This window comes from Hydrogenobacter hydrogenophilus (assembly GCF_900215655.1).
Taxonomy (GTDB): Bacteria; Aquificota; Aquificia; order Aquificales; family Aquificaceae; genus Hydrogenobacter; species Hydrogenobacter hydrogenophilus.
The window spans coordinates 21427-36874 of record NZ_OBEN01000006.1 but is presented as its reverse complement, the minus strand read 5'-3'; the positions used below and the strand labels follow the sequence as shown (position 1 = coordinate 36874).

Sequence of the window (15448 nt, the reverse complement as noted above, 5' to 3'; positions counted from 1 at the left end):
TACCTCCTAATTTAAAAGCTCACACTCCATACTAAAGGGGTGAGACCTAATTACTTTTACCTTTACCACTCTTCCAAGCAGGTTTTCTCTGCTTTTCACACTTGCCCACCTGTTAGTTCTGGTTCTTCCTATAAATTTATTTCCGTCCTCTACGCTTTCAACGAGCAGTTCCTGAAGAGTTCCTTCGTAGGATTTGGCTATTTCTCCAAGTATGCTTTTTTGCAGTTCCAAAAGCCTTTGCATTCTTTCTGTCTTTATCTCATCTGGAACCTGATCTTGCATGGAATAAGCAGGTGTATCTGGCCTTGGGGAATACTTAAAGGAAAAAACCTGTTCAAATTTTACTTTTTTCAGCAAGTCAAGGGTCTCCTCAAAATCTTCCTCTGTTTCCGTTGGAAAACCTACTATCACATCAGTGGAAAAAGTGATCCCTTTTACATACTCTTTTAACATCTCTATCTTTTCAAGATACTCTTGCTTAGTGTAGCCTCTGTCCATGAGCTTGAGTATTCTGTCAGATCCTGCCTGGAAGGGAAGGTGTATGTGTTCACACACTTGAGGTATCTCCGCCATGGCTTTTACTATCTTTTCGTCAAGGTCTTTGGGATGTCCTGTAGTGAATCTTATTCTTTCCACTCCATCAACCTCCGCAACTCTGTAGAGAAGTTCCGAAAAGTGACTTCCTATGTCTTGACCCCATGCGGTAACGTTTTGTCCCAGCAGGTGTATCTCTTTTACACCTTCTGCCACTAACTGTTTTACCTCTTTTAGTATGCTCTCTATGCTTCTTGATCTCTGTCTTCCTCTGGTTTTTGGCACTACACAGTAAGTGCAGTTTTTATCACAGCCCTTCATAACGGTAACGTAAGCACAGTAAGGGTTATCTCTTACGGTGGGATACTCCCAAAGCTTGTCCTCATCTTGGGGTGGCTCTTCTAGTATGGCTATGGCTTTATAGCCTGCTTGAGCACGCTGTATGAGTTCTGGTAGCTGGTGTATATTAAAGCTGGAAAACATAATGTCTACTACAGGAGCTTTTTGGACGAGCTGATAACCCATCCTCTGAGCCAAACATCCACACACGCCTATAAGAGCCTTAGGGTTTTCTTCTTTTATCTTCCTGTACTCACCCAAATGAGAAAATACCTTTTGGTCTGGCTTTTCCCTTATGGTGCATGTGTTTATAAGGATGAGGTCTGCCTCCTGCCAGCTTTCTGCCTCTTGATATCCAAGGGTACGCAGTAATCCCTTTATCCTCTCACTGTCGTTAAAGTTCATCTGACATCCAAAAGTTTTTATATAGTACTTCATATCTCACCTCTGTTTATAATTTTGGCTACTTCCTTTGCAAAGTAAGTTATTATCATATCAGCACCCGCACGCTTTATAGAAGTGAGCACTTCCCAGATGACTCTCTTTTCATCTATCCATCCGAGCCTTCCTGCCGCTTTTATCATAGAGTACTCACCGCTAACATTGTATGCACACACAGGCAGAAGGGTAATTTCTTTCACACGGTAAATTACATCAAGGTAAGAAAGAGCAGGTTTTACCATTATTATGTCTGCACCTTCTTCCACATCTAAGAGCACTTCTTTTAAAGCTTCCCTCGCATTTGCTGGATCCATCTGGTAAGTTCTCCTATCACCAAAGGCAGGTGCTGATTCAGCAGCATCTCTAAAAGGTCCATAAAAAGCAGAAGCGAACTTAGCAGAATAAGCCATTATGGGTATATGGTGGAAACCCGCTTCGTCCAAGGCAGTCCTTATAGCCTTTACCATGCCATCCATCATACCCGAAGGAGCAACCATATCCGCACCGTTCATAGCATGAGAAACCACCTGTTTTTTGAGATTTTCAAGGGTAAGGTCGTTGTCCACATCACCATTTATCACCACACCGCAGTGTCCGTGCGTAGTATACTCACAAAAGCAAACATCTGTAATTACATAAATGTCGGGAACTTCTTTCTTTATAAGCCTCAAGGCTTTTTGGATAATACCTTCGTCGTTCCAAGTGTCTGAGCCTACATGATCTTTGTGTTCCGGAATACCAAAGAGTATAATGGCAGGAATGCCGAGATCTCTTATCTCTTTTACCTCATCTATTAACTTGTCAAGGCTATACCTGAAAACACCCGGCATGGATGGTATCTCTTCCTTTATACCTTCTCTGTAATGCACAAACACAGGGCATATAAGGTCGCTAAGGTCTAACTTAGTCTCTCTTACTAAACGCCTTATCCCTTCCTTATTCCTAAGCCTTCTGGCTCTGAGTAGTGGAAACTCCATAAATATTTAATATAACCCGTTGCACTCAAAGAAAATTATTCTATAATTAATAGTGGAGGTAAGGTATGTACCCAACGGAAAAGAACAATAGCATTCAGGATGAACTGATAGAGGAATTTAAGAGAAAGGGTGCCACAATAACCGTCTTTCTAACCAGAGGAAACAGAATAACGGGAAGAGTCTTAGACCATGACAAGTACACCATACTACTTGAAGTAGAGGGTCAACCTAACCTAATATACAAGCATGCCATAAGTACCATAGTTCAAGGAGCTTAATGAGAGCACTACTTGTAAGCCTTGCCTTTCCAAATCAGAAAAAGGAAGACCTAAGGGAATCCTTGGAGGAGCTCAAAGAGTTAGTCAAAGCAGTGGATGGAAAAGTGCTTGGGTATGTGGTGCAAAAAAGAACTTCTCCCGATGGGCGCTTTTACATAGGAGCTGGGAAAGTAGAGGAGATACGGGAGATTCTGGAGGGTATAAGTGCGGATACAGTAGTTTTTAATGGTTTTCTGAGCCCATCTCAAATACACCACCTTGAAGGTGCGCTGAAAGTAAAAGTTCTTGATAAGGCAGACCTTGTGCTTGAGATATTCTCAAGAAGGGTGAGAAGTAAGACCGCTAAGCTTCAGGTAGAGTTAGCAAGGTTGGAGCTTGAACTTCCAAGACTTTACGGTAAAGGTAAAGAACTTTCAAGGCTTGGAGGTGGTGTGGGAACAAGGGGTCCAGGTGAGCAAGAGGCAGAGGTGCGCAAAAGGTGGATAAAGAGGAGAATACAGCAGATAAAAGAAGAGCTGGAAGAGGTAAAGAGACAGAGAAAGGAGCAAAGAAAGAGCAGAGAAAGATTAAGTGCAGACAAAAAGCTAATAAAGGTAGCACTCGTTGGCTACACCAATGTAGGTAAATCCAGTCTTATGCAGGCACTCACCGGAAAAGAAACTTTTGTAGCAGATATGCCTTTTGCTACATTGGACACAAAAACTTCTGGTATGAACCTTTCACAGGATATAAGACTTCTCATAACAGACACCGTGGGTTTTATAAGGGACCTTCCTCATGAGCTTATAGAATCCTTTAAAGCCACATTGGAAGAGCTACAAGAATCAGACATACTGCTTCATGTGGTGGACATATCTGACAGGAAGTGGCTGGAAAAAGTTAAGGTGGTCAAAAAGGTACTATCAGAACTTGGTGTAGATGAAAAGCCAACTATATATGTTTTCAATAAAGCGGACAAAGTGGTAGAGAAAGAAGAAGACACGGAGCTTCTTACAGAACCAGCCTTTCTAAGTGAAAAGAGCGTGGTGATCTCTGTCAAAAAGGGCTGGGGCTTGAGAAAGCTTACAGATGTTATAAGGCAAACCGCAGAAGAACTTACAGAGGTAGGAAGATGAAAAAGGACCTTCTGCTTTTGGGTGCCCAGTGGGGAGATGAAGGTAAGGGCAAAGTGGTGGACCTCCTTTCAAGCAACTACCAGATAGTTATAAGGTATCAAGGTGGTAGCAACGCAGGACACACGGTAGTCGTAGGAGGAGAAAAATTTATACTTCATCTTTTACCCACCGGGATGCTTCATCACCACACAACAGGCATAGTCGCACAGGGCATGGTGTTGGATTTAGAACTTCTCAAAGGGGAGATAGAGCATTTAGAAGCCAGAGGGATCAGCGTAAGAGAGAGACTGCTGGTAAGCGATCGTGCGCACCTTGTTATGCCTTATCACAAGCTTCTTGACGCTCTTTTGGAAAGAAAAAGTAAGATAGGGACAACCCTTAGGGGAATAGGTCCTTCTTACATGTTTAAATACGGCAGAAAAGGTATAAGGGTGTGCGACCTTGAAGACAAGAATAGGCTCTACAAACTTATAAGAGAGGACTGGGAGTTTGTAAAGGACATATGTGAAAAAATATACTGTGAGAACCACTCCATTGACATAGACAAGGTTTATGAGGAAACCCTTAACTATTACGAGTTTATAAAAGATTGTGTAATTGATGTATCTAGGTTTCTTATGCAAAATGCAGACAAAGGGATGCTCTTTGAAGGTGCGCAAGGCACCATGTTAGATGTGGACATGGGCACTTACCCCTATGTAACATCCTCCAACGCATCTGCTCTTGGTCTTCCCAACGGTACTGGACTATCACCTAAGTTTTTTACCGATACCTTCTTCCTTGGGGTATCAAAAGCATACACCACTAGAGTAGGAGAAGGTCCTTTTCCTACGGAGCTTTTTAACGAAGAAGGAGAAAATCTTAGAAACAGAGGTAAAGAGTATGGTTCTACTACGGGAAGGCCAAGGAGGTGTGGGTGGCTTGATCTTGTAGCCTTAAAGTATGCGGTAGATATAAATAGCCTTGATGGTCTGATACTTACAAAACTTGATGTGCTTGATACTTTTGAAGAAATAAAGGTTTGTGTAGGATATGAGTACGAAGGCAGGTATATGGAACACTTTCCTGCAAGCCTTAGCGTTCTTGAAAAAGTAAGACCCGTATATAAGACCTTCAAAGGATGGTTAAAAGACACAAAGGGAGCGAAACGACCGGAAGACCTACCAGAAAGAGCCAAAGATTACATAAACTTTATAGAGACATACACGGGTGTGCCTGTAGTTATGCTCTCTACAGGACCAGAAAGAGATGAGTACCTGTGGATAAAGCCTTTCTTACAAGAAGTGAGGGTTTAGTTTAAGTCTTTATGATTAGTCCTATAATTTCTTGACAAATATACTCTTAATATGCTAAAAAAAACTAAAGGAGGAACTCCTTGCCCTACAGAGCCATTGAAGTCAAACACTACGCAAACAAAGGAAAGGTTGAAAAGATAAAGGCTCTCTTCAAACCCGCTAAACAGACCGCCCAAGCCATAGAACACTATCAATGGCAGGTCTTTTTCAGGACTGGCTCTTTCAACAGAAAAGCAAACATAAAGCACATACAAAGCAAGCTTTCAGAGAGGTACAAATACACCATCCCAGTATCACTTAGTAGTGCCTACCTTAGAAAGCTTTGTGTCTAACCTTTTAAACAGTTTTGTGGATATTGTGTTGAATTCCACACTTGAAGAGAAGACAAAGAAAGTTTTGCTTTACCTTGCAAGCAGGCAGGAGATATTTTGTGTGAAAAGCCAAACCGCCAAGTGGAAAGATCAGGAACTTGAAATAACTGAATATGAGAGATTGTTGGCAAGAAAGATTTTCAAACACCTACTTAGCAAATACAAAAAGCCAAGCTTTAGAAAAAACACTCTCATTTTGGATAGCAAATGTGCTTTGATAGAAAGACCAACAAAAGCAAGATCATATGACCTGTGGGTAAAGATATCCACTCTTGAGAAAGGAAAACCAGTATGGATACCTATTAATCTTCATGACTACTTTCATCAAAGAGAAGGTGTTCTAACACCAGTAGTTCAGATAGTTGAGGAAGATGGAGAGCTAAAATTAAGGCTTGTGAAAGAGGTGCATCAAAGAGAAATGCAAAGGCATGGAGTAGTAGCACTGGACTTTGGCATGAACTCACTTTTTGCCACAGACAGAGGAGACCTTTTTGGAAGGAGTTTTTATCAGAAGGTAAAAGAGTATGCAGAGAAGATAGACAAATTGCAGAGGAACTTACAAAGGCAGGGAATAAAGCCAAAAGAGAGTAAGCGATACAGGAGACTACAGGAAAGACTTAGTGCTTTTGTCAAAAGTGAAATAAGGAGGCTATTAAACAGGATAATAAAGCTTTACAGTCCAGAGGTGATAGTGATAGAAAACCTAAATGGGTTTCTCAATGAGGTTATCAATAACTTTCCTAAGAGCGTCAAGAGAGTTTTAATCAGGTTTGGACTTGGAGAGATAAGAAAGAAGCTAAGGGAACTACAAGAAGAGTATGGCATAAGAGTAGTAGAGGTAAATCAGGCTTACAGTTCTCAAGCATGCTGTCAGTGTGGGTATGTAGATAGAGAAAACAGAAAGGATAGAGACACATTTGAGTGTAAGTGCTGTGGCATCAAACTCCATGCGGATGTGAATGCAAGCAGAAATCTCAGGGAACGCTTCCTTGGGAGCTTGCATTTACGCCGTATGGAGCAAGCCCTCAGATGGCAGGTGGAGAGGTTCTTACAAAACCTGTCTTCTGAGAGGTTTAAGTGCCTCAGGGGTAAGGCACGGAGCTTACTCACTCAGAACCCATACTTTAAAAAGGTTCTGGGTGATAGTTCCAAACCCGAGGTGTGGATAAATAACCTTAAAGGAGATATTTGTCCATGCTAAGGGGTACTCTGTGAGCCTTACCTATCAGGTTTTTAAAGGAACTTTCTTTCCTTTCTTCCATGTAGCTTTTTATGCCTTCTATTATCCTCAGAGGGCACAGAGGGTCTGAAAAGTTTGCAGTTCCCACTTGTACAGCACTGGCACCTGCCAAAATATGTTGTAGTGCGGAATCAGTATCGTGGATGCCACCTACACCTACAATAGGGACAGTATTTCCAAACTCAGAAAAAACTTCCCAAACCATTCTTACCGCAATTGGCAGTATGGCAGGACCAGATAGCCCGCCTGTAAAGGTTGAAAGATCGGGTTTCTGGGACTTTACATCTATCTTCATTCCCAGCAGAGTGTTTATTAGAACCAAGCCGTCCGCACCTGCATCTATACAAACCTTAGCAAATTCTTTTATACTGCCTGTATTTGGAGATAGCTTTACAATCAGAGGTTTTTTCACTTTTGCTTTTATTTTTTCCACAAGCCTTCCAAGAACCACAAGATCGTGTCCAAAAAGCAATCCTCCCTTTTTCACATTAGGACAGGAAACATTAAGCTCGTAAGCCACTATCTTTTCCGCAGATTCTAAGGCAAGACACACCTCTAAATACTCTTCCTCTGTTTCTCCAAAAACATTGGCTATAAAGTGCGTATCCACATGCTTTATTTTTGGATATATCTTTTTCAAAAACCCCTCCACGCCAGGATTCTGAAGTCCTATGGAGTTTAACATTCCACAAGGTGTCTCTGCGATCCTCTCCGGAGGATTACCTTCTCTGGGTTTTAAAGATATACCCTTAGTGACCACCGCACCCAACTTAGATATGTCATATAGCTCCATTGCTTCAATTCCGTAGCCAAAGGTCCCGCTCGCAGTCCAAACGGGGTTTTTAAAGGTTATCCCAAAAAGAGTGATGGAAAGGTCATACATTTATATGAGACCTCCTGCAATGTAAAGCTTCGCTCTCATAACAACTTTTTAAACCCTTCTAAGCTCCATCTGAGGCTCTCTTCGTAGGGAATGGGTTCTTTACCGCACAGCTTCTGCACCGCTTGGCTCTCTACATCTGTGTCAAGACCGCACACATTGTCCCTCCACATCATTAATACCTGGTCTGAGCTAAAGGGTGGAGGCTCAAGTACCTTTTCCGCTATGAGTCCGCCTATGTACATCAAAGCTTTCGGGACAGGCACCAACACGACTTTCCTATTCCAGTAAGAAAATATATCCTCTAACAGCTCTTTAAAGCTCACCCTTTTATCACCACACACTTCGTAAATCTTTCTAGTAGTTTGCTCGTCTTTTAGAGCTTGTGAAAAACAGCAAGCTAAGTCTCTCACATCTACAGGCTGAAATAGGTAAGAACCTCCTCCGGGAAGCGCAATAACAGGCAAGTAGCGTGTTATCTTCCACATATCAAAAAAGAGCCTCTGCTGGGGTCCAAGTATGATGGAAGGTCTGAATATGGTGTAGTCAAGTCCAGTATTTATAAGTTCTTGCTCAGCCATGTATTTAGTCTTATGATAAGAAGAGGGCGCATCGGGATGTGTGCCTAAAGTACTCATGTGAAGGACTTTCTTTACACCATACTCCTTAGCTACTTGATAAAGGTTTTTTGAGTAAAGATAATGAACTTTGTAAAAGGTGATGCCTTTGCTTGGTTCTTGGTAAAGGATACCTATAAGGTGTATAAGATAGTCTGGTTTAAAGTCTTCAAAGGCATACTTTATAGATGGTATGTCCTCAAAATTTACTTTGTAAGCTTTGACCCTTTCCCCATAAAGGTTCTTTAACTTATCCACATTCCTAACGGGAGATGCTATTTCATAACCTTCATTTAGCAGGTTTTCCACTATGTATCTTCCCACAAAGCCCGTACTGCCTGTTATTAACACTCTCATTCCCCTGCCACCTCTATAGCTGTAGTTTTGTTCTTTCTCTTAGCTAATTTTCCCAGTAATATGGAAATTTCGTAGAGCAAAAGAAGAGGAATAGCCATAAGTACCTGTGTGGTAACATCCGGAGCTATCAAAGCACCTATGGTAAAAGCTATTACTATAAAATACTTTCTAAAGCTTTTTAACTGCTCTTCTGTGACCAATCCAGCTCTCTGTAGAAGATAAAGTATTATGGGCATCTCAAAAGCCAAGCCAAAGCCTATTATCATCTTCAGCAGAAAGGAAACGTACATATCTACTGAAAGAAAAGGGGTAGCTTGAAGCTGGGAAAAGCCTATACCTATGAGAAACTTTAGAGCTATAGGAAGCACGGCAAAATAAGCAAAACTGCCACCCAAAAGGAAGAGCACTATAGAAAAGAGCGTTATAGGAATTATGAGTCTTTTCTCATTAGGGTAGAGTGCAGGCTCTACAAACTTCCATATTTGATAAAGTACTATCGGAGAAGCCAATATGAAACCAAACACAAAGGATATCTTAAGTAGTATAAACAAAGGTTCTGTAGGTGATAATGTGATGAGCTCTACCTTTGGGTAAGACTTTTTGACAGGTTCTTTTAGAATTTCAAAAATATAACTCGCAAAGTAAAAAGATACCGCTACACCCACCAGCAGGGCAATGATAGACTTAATCAGTCTGCTTCTTAGTTCCCTCAGATGTTCCGTCAGGGGCATCTTGGGAAGTTCCTGCGGTTCCATCTTCTTTCACCTCTTGAATTTCTTCGTTCTGTTCCTCAAGTACCTTTTTGTTTATACTTTCCAGATACATCTGATATCTTAGTTCATCCCAAGTCTCCCTTACCTTCCTGAGAAGGTCTCCCAGCTTAATAGCAAGCTCCATCATCTTTTCTGGTCCTAAAAAAATAAAGGCTATAAGAAGTATTAGTGCTATTTGAAGTTCCATAGTTATAGTTTAATTCAAAAGCTCAGGCTTTTTTCTCTTCTTTATCTACTTCTTCAGCTTTTACCTCTTTGACTTTCTTTTCTTCCTCTGTCTCTCCAGAAAGTGCCTTTTTGAAGTTTCTTATGCCTTCTCCAAGCGCTTTGCCAGCTTCTGGAAGGCGAGACGCTCCAAAAAGGAGGAAGATGATGGCAAGGATCACCAAAAGTTCTGGCAGAGTAGGTGTGTGAAACATATTAACCTCCTTCCTTTTGGTCTTGCGTCTCTCCAGAAAGAGCCTTTTTGAAGTTTCTTATACCTTCTCCAAGACCTTTTCCGAGTTCAGGTAGCCTACTTGCTCCAAATATTACAAAGACCACCAAAAGTATAAGTATAAGTTGCCAAGGCAAAGGAAAATGCATTACCATTACCTCCTATCTCTTTTATTATATCCTTAGGCTTGACAAAAACAAGCCTAAGAATTATCATTATATGTAGGAGTTTAGGTACGCGTAAGGGAGGGCGCCTTACCTTCGCTACTTTAAGCTCCGTAAATTTAGTTTTAAGGAGGTTTTTAGTTCCATGGCACTCAAAGGTACTGTAAAGTGGTTTAGTAAGGAGAAGGGTTATGGTTTCATAACCCGTGATGATAACCAAGGGGACGTTTTTGTCCATTTTTCTGCCATACAACAGAGGGGTTTCAAAACCTTAGAACAAGGGCAGAGAGTAGAGTTTGAAATAGAGGAGGACAGTAAAGGACCAAGAGCAAAGAATGTAAGACTTCTAAGTTGATCCCATGCTCCCCCTTTTTGGGGGGCTTATATTATTTCTTTATGCTTCTGTATGACCTTTACAGAGGTAGGGATTATCGTATAGTTCCTACTCTTGATCGCATCCAAAAAGCAGTGAAGTTTCTTGGGTTAGAGAGTCTGCCTTATGTATCCTTTCAGGTAGGAGGGACTAACGGTAAAGGTTCTACATGTGCCTTCTTAGAAAGCATACTCAGGCATCACGGATACAAAACGGGCTGGTTTGTATCTCCACACTTAGTGGAAGAAGAGGAAAGATGGAGAATAAACGGTCAAAAAATGCCTTCTACAAAATTGGAGTATTATGTAAAAGAATTAAAAAGCGTATTTGAAAGATTTGAGCTTACTTACTTTGAAGCCTGTACTTTGATAGCCCTTGAATACTTTAAAGACGAAAGGGTAGATGTAGCGGTTTTTGAAGTAGGCATGGGGGGAAGGTGGGATGCAACAAAGGTGTGCAATCCCTCTGTGTGTATAATCACCAATGTGGAACGGGATCACACCAAATGGCTAGGTGCAGATGTGGAAAGCAGGGCTATAGAAAAGCTCGGCATTTACAGAAAGGGTGTTTCTCTAATCCTTGGAAGCATGAAGTTTCCTCTGTATACTAAAGCTTTGGAAATGTGCGATCACAGGGATCTAATAGTAGGAGGCTTGGACTTTTTCTCTTACGGAAGAGTAAGCAGAGAAAAAACGGTCCTTGAGGAGTATGTGTGGGAAGAACTGCGCATTAGAGAGGCACCTTTGGGACTGTGGGGTAGATGGCAGATAGGAAACGCCAGTTTAGCCATAACCGCCGCAGGCAGTCTTATAAGGCTCAATACCGACACACTAAAAGAGGCTTTAAAGAATACCTATTGGGAAGGAAGAATGGAGATAGTGAGAGATGACCCACTCCTTATCCTTGACGGTGCGCACAACACAGATAGCATAAAGAAGGTTGTTAGAGAGGTAAAGAAGTATATAGGCAGTATAACCCCTGTATTTACGGGTTTGAGGGAAAAAGAGTGGCAAGAGAGTATGTCCTTTCTCAGGGAGCTTTCTGAACGCATATATCTGGTTCAAATTAAACACCACAGAGGAGAAAAGCTTGAGCATCTTGAAAAGCACGCAAAAGAGGTAGGCTTCAAAGAAGTTGTGTCTCTTTCCTCTTCTGAAGAGGTGCCTTACATAGAGGAGGACCTTCTTGTGATAGGCTCCCTTTACTTGGTGGGGGAAGTAAAATCCGCTTTAGAAAATGCGAGGAAACTATGAAAGTTGAGTTTTTAGGCTCTTACGTTAAAGATCTTCCACAAGATAACATAAAGGAGGTGGTATTTGTAGGAAGATCCAATGTGGGCAAGTCCTCCCTCATAAACATGCTGGTGGGAAAACCCATCGCAAAAGTGGGCAAAGAGCCAGGTAGAACAAGGGCTATAAATGTTTTTCTATTAGAAGACTACATAAAGCTCGTTGATGTGCCGGGATACGGTTTTGCAAAAGTTTCAAAAGAAGAAAGAGAAAGTTGGAAAGAGCTTATGGAAAGGTATTTCACAGAAAGAAAAAATAATATAAAGTGTGTGTTCGTGCTAATAGACAGCAAAGTGGGACCTACGGAGCTTGACAGATTAATGATAGAGTGGTTGAGGCACAAAGGAATAAATCACTTAGCGGTGCTTACAAAAAGCGACAAAGCAGATCAAAGGGAGCTCTCAAAAAGTCTGAAAGAGCTAAAAAGAATTGGTGTGCAAAAAGTTATAATTACATCAGCCAAAGAAGGCAGAGGTAAAAAGGAACTTCTAAAGGTGATTATGGAAGCTAAAGCAGAGCTTTCCTGATAATGTCAGGTATGAGCTTTAGTTCCTCGTCCAGTATGGTTCTCACATCAAGAAGCAAAGTGTTTTCCTTTATCCTGCCTATGAGGGGTGTGTCAAGGTTTCTAAGTCTTCTTGAAAGTTCTTGAGCAGAAAGTTTTTCGTGTTTTATAGATACGCAGTAAGTTTGTAAGGTTAGCTCTGGAAGGGAGCCTCCACCACACTTAGATGTGTCTTTGACGATCCCAAGTTCCAGCTCAGGAACTTTTTCTTTTATCAAGTTATAGAGCTTTTTGGCGCGCCTTCTTAGATAAGATGGTTTGTAAGATAACATTCTCAAGATGGGGATTTCCTGCCACCTCTCTTCCATATAGAGTCTTAAGGTCATCTCAAGTCCCGCCAGCGTCATTTTATCTATCCTGACTATTCTGCTTAGGGGATTTCTCTTTATGGGTTCTACAAGATGCTTCTTGCCTAAGATGATGCCAGCTTGGGGACCTCCTAAAAGTTTATCTCCGCTTGCGGATATTAGGTGTATGCCTTTTTCCACACAGCTTTTTAGGTCTGGCTCTTCTGAGTTTATTCCTAAGGTCTTCAGATCCAAAAGAAGTCCACTTCCTGTATCGTAATAAACGGGTAAGGATAGCTTTAAAAGATCTTCCACTTTCACATCTTCCACAAAACCTTCCATATAAAAGTTGCTTCTGTGTACTTTCATAATAAGAGCGGTGTTTTCCGTTATAGCTATTTCGTAGTCTTTCAATCGTGTTTTGTTAGTAGTTCCTACTTCTATCAGCCTTGCACCGCTTGCTCTCATTATGTCAGGTATGCGAAAGCTTCCGCCTATCTCTACCAGCTCCCCCCTTGACACTATTACCTCTTTACCACTGGCATGTGTGTTGAGCACTAAGAAAACTGCGCTTGCGTTATTATTTACCACAAAGGCAGATTCACAGCCAGTTAGTTGTATAAGGTATTCCTCCACAAGCTTATACCTTGAACCCCTTCTGCCCTCATCAAGGTCATACTCCAGGTTGGAATAACCTTTTGCTATGTAGCTTACAAACTCAGCCACTTCTTCAGCTAAAGGAGATCTTCCCAAGTTTGTATTTATAACCACGCCTGTTGCGTTTATAACCCTCCTTAGCTTAGTCTGAGCCTTTTTGCGTACACTTTCTTCTAAAAATTCATAAAGGTCTGTTAGCGTACTTCTTTTTCCCTCTTTTATTTCCTTACGTATTTGATCAAGAGTATCTTTTACCGCTTGTTTGACATAGACTTCAGGATATCTATCTTTATAATGCTCTATCAGTTTTGATACTTGAGGTAAAGACCTAAGCAGTTCTTCTCTCATCTTTTAGACAACAGCTAACAGCTTTCTCTTTTTGAGCACAAATTCCTTAACACCTTTTATGTCCTTAGTGTTAAGGACGAGCTCTGGCAGTGCCCACCCTCTCCTTGCCAACCCTACACCTAAATGCATGTATTTTAGGTGAGCTGGTGCGTGTGCATCTGTTACTATGGCTATATAGACGCCTTCTGCCATACACATGCGCACATGTTCAGGTGAGAGGTCTGCTCTGAATGTGTTTAGCTCCAGTGCAGTGCCGGTATCCCTTGCAAGCTTTATAATCTTTTCCATGTCCAAAGGGTAGCCCTGCCTTGAACCGTAAGACTTACCAGTTGGATGCCCTATGAGATTCACATAAGGATTCTCTATAGCTTTTAATATCCTGTAGGTGTTATCCTGAGAAAACCTTGTGTGTATAGATGCTACTACAAAATCAAACTCTGCAAGTACACTATCAGGAAGGTCAAGGCTTCCGTCAGGAAGTATGTCCACCTCACAACCTTTGAGAATGTAAAAACCCTTAGAAGAGTATTCTTTCTGCAGCCTATCTATCTCTTTCCACTGCTGTCTGTATCTTTCCACATCGAGTCCTTTTGCTACCCTTGAAGAGAGGGAGTGATCACCTACAACCACATACTCATAACCCATTCGGTAAGCAGTTTCAATCATTTCCTCTAAAGTTCCTATACCATCGCTCCAGTTAGTGTGTATGTGAAAGTCTCCTTTTATATCTTGAAAGGATACGAGTTTAGGTAATTTTCCTTCAAGAGCTAATTCTATCTCTCCTGCGTTTTCCCTTATTTCGGGAGGTGGTGTTTGCATACCCAGTAGTGCGTAAACTTCCTCTTCGCTACTTCCTCCTATCCATTGGTCTGTATCCGCTTTGAACACTCCATACTCGCTGAGTTTCAGGCCTTTTGCTTTAGCTATGTCTCTAACCCTTATGTTGTGTTCTTTTGAACCAGTAAAGTACTGGAGTGCAGCCCCCCACTGATGGGGTTCAACAGTTCTCAAATCTACTTGCCTTGCATTTTCTAACACCACGCTTGACTTGGTTTCCCCTTTTAAAAGCACATCCTTAACACCATTAAAGCTTACAAAATGTTCGTGTATTTTGACCCAATTTTGGCGTGGTGCAGACACGAGTATGTCTATATCCCCAACTGTTTCTTTTCTTCTTCTCAGACTTCCAGCAAGCTCGATTTTTTCTATAAGATTTTCTAGATGCTTCATGTAGTCAAGATATTCCTGACCTATCTCAAAGGCTTCTATTAAGGTCATTCTTTCTTTACTTTTTTCCCACAACTCTATACCTCTCATTATGTTCTGAAGCTTCTTCTCACCAAAACCTGGTAGCGTAGCTAACATACCACTACGCACCGCTCTTAAAAAGTCATCTTTACTTCTTATCCCAAGCTTTTCGTAAGCTAACCTTAGAGTCTTCGGTCCTATGTTTGGAACATCCATAAGTTCAAGAAGGTCTTCTGGTACTTTAGCCTTTAACTCTTCGTATTTAGATATTTTTCCCTTTTTGAGATATTCCAGTATCTTTTCTACGCTTGACTGTCCTATGCCGGGTATGTTGTATATCTTTCCGCTTTTTACAAGTTCCTCAACATCTACATTAAGCTCCGAAAGAATGTTAGCAACCCGTCTGTATGTAGCTATCCTATAGGGATTATCACCAAGAAATTCAAGAATATCAGCCATCTTTTCAAAAATCCGTGCTATCTCTTTATTCTTACTCATAGCATTAAATTTAATACCTTTCAATTCCACACGGTACATTAGAAACTGTTTTTGACTGGGAAGAACCAAGCAATAAGGATATTAAACTTTCAATTCCACACGGTACATTAGAAACTTGTTTGCTCACGAGAATAGAATTCTCGTTGAAGAAGACTTTCAACTCCACACGGTAGATTAGAAACAATCCCTTGCAAGTCTTAGAAAGTGTGGCAAGTCCTTCTTTCAACTCCACACGGTACATTAGAAACTCCGCAAGGAAAAAGCTTCTTGAGGGACTTCTTGAACCTTTCAACTCCACACGGTACATTAGAAACAAAGATGGATACTTTGAAAGCAAGGACTATCTCATCACTCTTTCAACTCCAC

18 protein-coding genes and 1 CRISPR repeat array (1 of these 19 cut by a window edge) are annotated in these 15448 nt (G+C 41.2%); of the genes, 8 read left to right on the top strand and 10 right to left on the bottom strand.

Annotation, left to right across the window (positions count from 1 at the left end):
- Positions 1-6: 6 nt before the first annotated feature.
- Together miaB and hemB are read right to left on the bottom strand one after the other, a co-directional pair.
- Positions 7-1311, bottom strand: coding sequence for a tRNA (N6-isopentenyl adenosine(37)-C2)-methylthiotransferase MiaB (gene miaB / locus CP948_RS05835; protein ID WP_096602322.1), 1305 nt, complete (start codon positions 1309-1311; stop codon positions 7-9).
- On the bottom strand, positions 1308-2291 hold the full coding sequence (hemB, locus tag CP948_RS05830; protein ID WP_096602320.1) for a porphobilinogen synthase: 984 nt from the start codon (positions 2289-2291) through the stop codon (positions 1308-1310). Before hemB ends, miaB begins: the two co-directional genes overlap by 4 nt.
- Positions 2292-2356: 65 nt before the next feature.
- Here hemB and hfq point away from each other — a divergent pair, with 65 nt between their 5' ends.
- The 5 genes from hfq (at position 2357) to CP948_RS05805 (ending at position 6551) form a co-directional block, all read left to right on the top strand.
- Positions 2357-2569, top strand: a complete 213-nt coding sequence (gene hfq / locus CP948_RS05825; RefSeq protein WP_096602318.1) for an RNA chaperone Hfq — start codon at positions 2357-2359, stop codon at positions 2567-2569.
- Entirely contained in the window at positions 2569-3684 is a 1116-nt protein-coding gene (gene hflX / locus CP948_RS05820; protein ID WP_096602316.1) for a GTPase HflX, read from the top strand. Before hfq ends, hflX begins: the two co-directional genes overlap by 1 nt.
- A complete protein-coding gene (locus CP948_RS05815; RefSeq protein ID WP_096602314.1) occupies positions 3681-4979 on the top strand; it encodes an adenylosuccinate synthase in 1299 nt (432 codons plus the stop codon). The genes hflX and CP948_RS05815 overlap by 4 nt, the downstream gene beginning before the upstream one ends.
- Before the next feature lie 80 nt (positions 4980-5059).
- The gene (locus tag CP948_RS05810; RefSeq protein WP_096602311.1) at positions 5060-5311 is read left to right on the top strand and encodes a hypothetical protein; all 252 of its coding nucleotides are present in this window, start codon (positions 5060-5062) and stop codon (positions 5309-5311) included.
- A gap of 28 nt (positions 5312-5339) precedes the next feature.
- Complete coding sequence (locus CP948_RS05805) at positions 5340-6551, top strand: RNA-guided endonuclease InsQ/TnpB family protein (RefSeq protein WP_143441272.1); 1212 nt, start codon at positions 5340-5342, stop codon at positions 6549-6551.
- Here CP948_RS05805 and CP948_RS05800 read toward each other — a convergent pair.
- From CP948_RS05800 to CP948_RS05775, 6 genes are read right to left on the bottom strand one after another with little or no spacing between them, the layout of a single operon-like run.
- Positions 6526-7473, bottom strand: coding sequence for a dihydroorotate dehydrogenase (locus CP948_RS05800; RefSeq protein ID WP_096602307.1), 948 nt, complete (start codon positions 7471-7473; stop codon positions 6526-6528). The genes CP948_RS05805 and CP948_RS05800 overlap by 26 nt on opposite strands.
- A 35-nt stretch (positions 7474-7508) precedes the next feature.
- Positions 7509-8444 (bottom strand): NAD-dependent epimerase/dehydratase family protein, encoded by a 936-nt coding sequence (locus tag CP948_RS05795; protein ID WP_096602305.1) that lies wholly within the window; start codon positions 8442-8444, stop codon positions 7509-7511.
- Positions 8441-9175 (bottom strand): twin-arginine translocase subunit TatC, encoded by a 735-nt coding sequence (gene tatC / locus CP948_RS05790; RefSeq protein WP_096602303.1) that lies wholly within the window; start codon positions 9173-9175, stop codon positions 8441-8443. Before tatC ends, CP948_RS05795 begins: the two co-directional genes overlap by 4 nt.
- Positions 9129-9404, bottom strand: a complete 276-nt coding sequence (locus CP948_RS05785; protein WP_096602301.1) for a twin-arginine translocase TatA/TatE family subunit — start codon at positions 9402-9404, stop codon at positions 9129-9131. Before CP948_RS05785 ends, tatC begins: the two co-directional genes overlap by 47 nt.
- Before the next feature lie 22 nt (positions 9405-9426).
- On the bottom strand, positions 9427-9636 hold the full coding sequence (gene tatA / locus CP948_RS05780; RefSeq protein ID WP_096602299.1) for a twin-arginine translocase TatA/TatE family subunit: 210 nt from the start codon (positions 9634-9636) through the stop codon (positions 9427-9429).
- A gap of 1 nt (position 9637) precedes the next feature.
- On the bottom strand, positions 9638-9802 hold the full coding sequence (locus CP948_RS05775) for a twin-arginine translocase TatA/TatE family subunit (protein WP_096602297.1): 165 nt from the start codon (positions 9800-9802) through the stop codon (positions 9638-9640).
- Between the two features lie 160 nt (positions 9803-9962).
- On the opposite strand from CP948_RS05775, the gene CP948_RS05770 reads away from it, so the two are divergent.
- From CP948_RS05770 to yihA, 3 genes are read left to right on the top strand one after another with little or no spacing between them, the layout of a single operon-like run.
- The gene (locus tag CP948_RS05770) at positions 9963-10172 is read left to right on the top strand and encodes a cold-shock protein (RefSeq protein ID WP_096602295.1); all 210 of its coding nucleotides are present in this window, start codon (positions 9963-9965) and stop codon (positions 10170-10172) included.
- 41 nt (positions 10173-10213) lie between these two features.
- A complete protein-coding gene (locus CP948_RS05765; RefSeq protein ID WP_096602293.1) occupies positions 10214-11443 on the top strand; it encodes a bifunctional folylpolyglutamate synthase/dihydrofolate synthase in 1230 nt (409 codons plus the stop codon).
- Positions 11440-12006 carry a ribosome biogenesis GTP-binding protein YihA/YsxC gene (gene yihA / locus CP948_RS05760; protein WP_096602291.1) on the top strand — a complete coding sequence of 189 codons (567 nt, stop codon included), beginning with the start codon at positions 11440-11442 and terminating at the stop codon, positions 12004-12006. The genes CP948_RS05765 and yihA overlap by 4 nt, the downstream gene beginning before the upstream one ends.
- Here the strand turns inward: yihA and selA are convergent.
- Positions 11987-13336: an L-seryl-tRNA(Sec) selenium transferase gene (selA, locus tag CP948_RS05755; RefSeq protein ID WP_096602289.1), complete on the bottom strand. Its 1350-nt coding sequence runs from the start codon at positions 13334-13336 to the stop codon at positions 11987-11989. The genes yihA and selA overlap by 20 nt on opposite strands.
- Before the next feature lie 3 nt (positions 13337-13339).
- Positions 13340-15082 (bottom strand): DNA polymerase/3'-5' exonuclease PolX, encoded by a 1743-nt coding sequence (polX, locus tag CP948_RS05750; protein ID WP_096602287.1) that lies wholly within the window; start codon positions 15080-15082, stop codon positions 13340-13342.
- A gap of 17 nt (positions 15083-15099) precedes the next feature.
- Positions 15100-15448: a CRISPR direct-repeat array (repeat unit 29 nt; unit sequence CTTTCAACTCCACACGGTACATTAGAAAC) (it continues 427 nt past the right edge of the window).

Bases quoted from the DNA above. Each gene is read 5' to 3' on its own strand.
- miaB (WP_096602322.1), bottom strand. From the start codon at position 1,311: ATGAAGTACTATATAAAAACTTTTGGATGTCAGATGAACTTTAACGAC.
- hemB (WP_096602320.1), bottom strand. From the start codon at position 2,291: ATGGAGTTTCCACTACTCAGAGCCAGAAGGCTTAGGAATAAGGAAGGG.
- hfq (WP_096602318.1), top strand. From the start codon at position 2,357: ATGTACCCAACGGAAAAGAACAATAGCATTCAGGATGAACTGATAGAG.
- hflX (WP_096602316.1), top strand. From the start codon at position 2,569: ATGAGAGCACTACTTGTAAGCCTTGCCTTTCCAAATCAGAAAAAGGAA.
- CP948_RS05815 (WP_096602314.1), top strand. From the start codon at position 3,681: ATGAAAAAGGACCTTCTGCTTTTGGGTGCCCAGTGGGGAGATGAAGGT.
- CP948_RS05800 (WP_096602307.1), bottom strand. From the start codon at position 7,473: ATGTATGACCTTTCCATCACTCTTTTTGGGATAACCTTTAAAAACCCC.
- CP948_RS05795 (WP_096602305.1), bottom strand. From the start codon at position 8,444: ATGAGAGTGTTAATAACAGGCAGTACGGGCTTTGTGGGAAGATACATA.
- tatC (WP_096602303.1), bottom strand. From the start codon at position 9,175: ATGCCCCTGACGGAACATCTGAGGGAACTAAGAAGCAGACTGATTAAG.
- CP948_RS05785 (WP_096602301.1), bottom strand. From the start codon at position 9,404: ATGGAACTTCAAATAGCACTAATACTTCTTATAGCCTTTATTTTTTTA.
- tatA (WP_096602299.1), bottom strand. From the start codon at position 9,636: ATGTTTCACACACCTACTCTGCCAGAACTTTTGGTGATCCTTGCCATC.
- CP948_RS05775 (WP_096602297.1), bottom strand. From the start codon at position 9,802: ATGCATTTTCCTTTGCCTTGGCAACTTATACTTATACTTTTGGTGGTC.
- CP948_RS05770 (WP_096602295.1), top strand. From the start codon at position 9,963: ATGGCACTCAAAGGTACTGTAAAGTGGTTTAGTAAGGAGAAGGGTTAT.
- CP948_RS05765 (WP_096602293.1), top strand. From the start codon at position 10,214: ATGCTTCTGTATGACCTTTACAGAGGTAGGGATTATCGTATAGTTCCT.
- yihA (WP_096602291.1), top strand. From the start codon at position 11,440: ATGAAAGTTGAGTTTTTAGGCTCTTACGTTAAAGATCTTCCACAAGAT.
- selA (WP_096602289.1), bottom strand. From the start codon at position 13,336: ATGAGAGAAGAACTGCTTAGGTCTTTACCTCAAGTATCAAAACTGATA.
- polX (WP_096602287.1), bottom strand. From the start codon at position 15,082: ATGAGTAAGAATAAAGAGATAGCACGGATTTTTGAAAAGATGGCTGAT.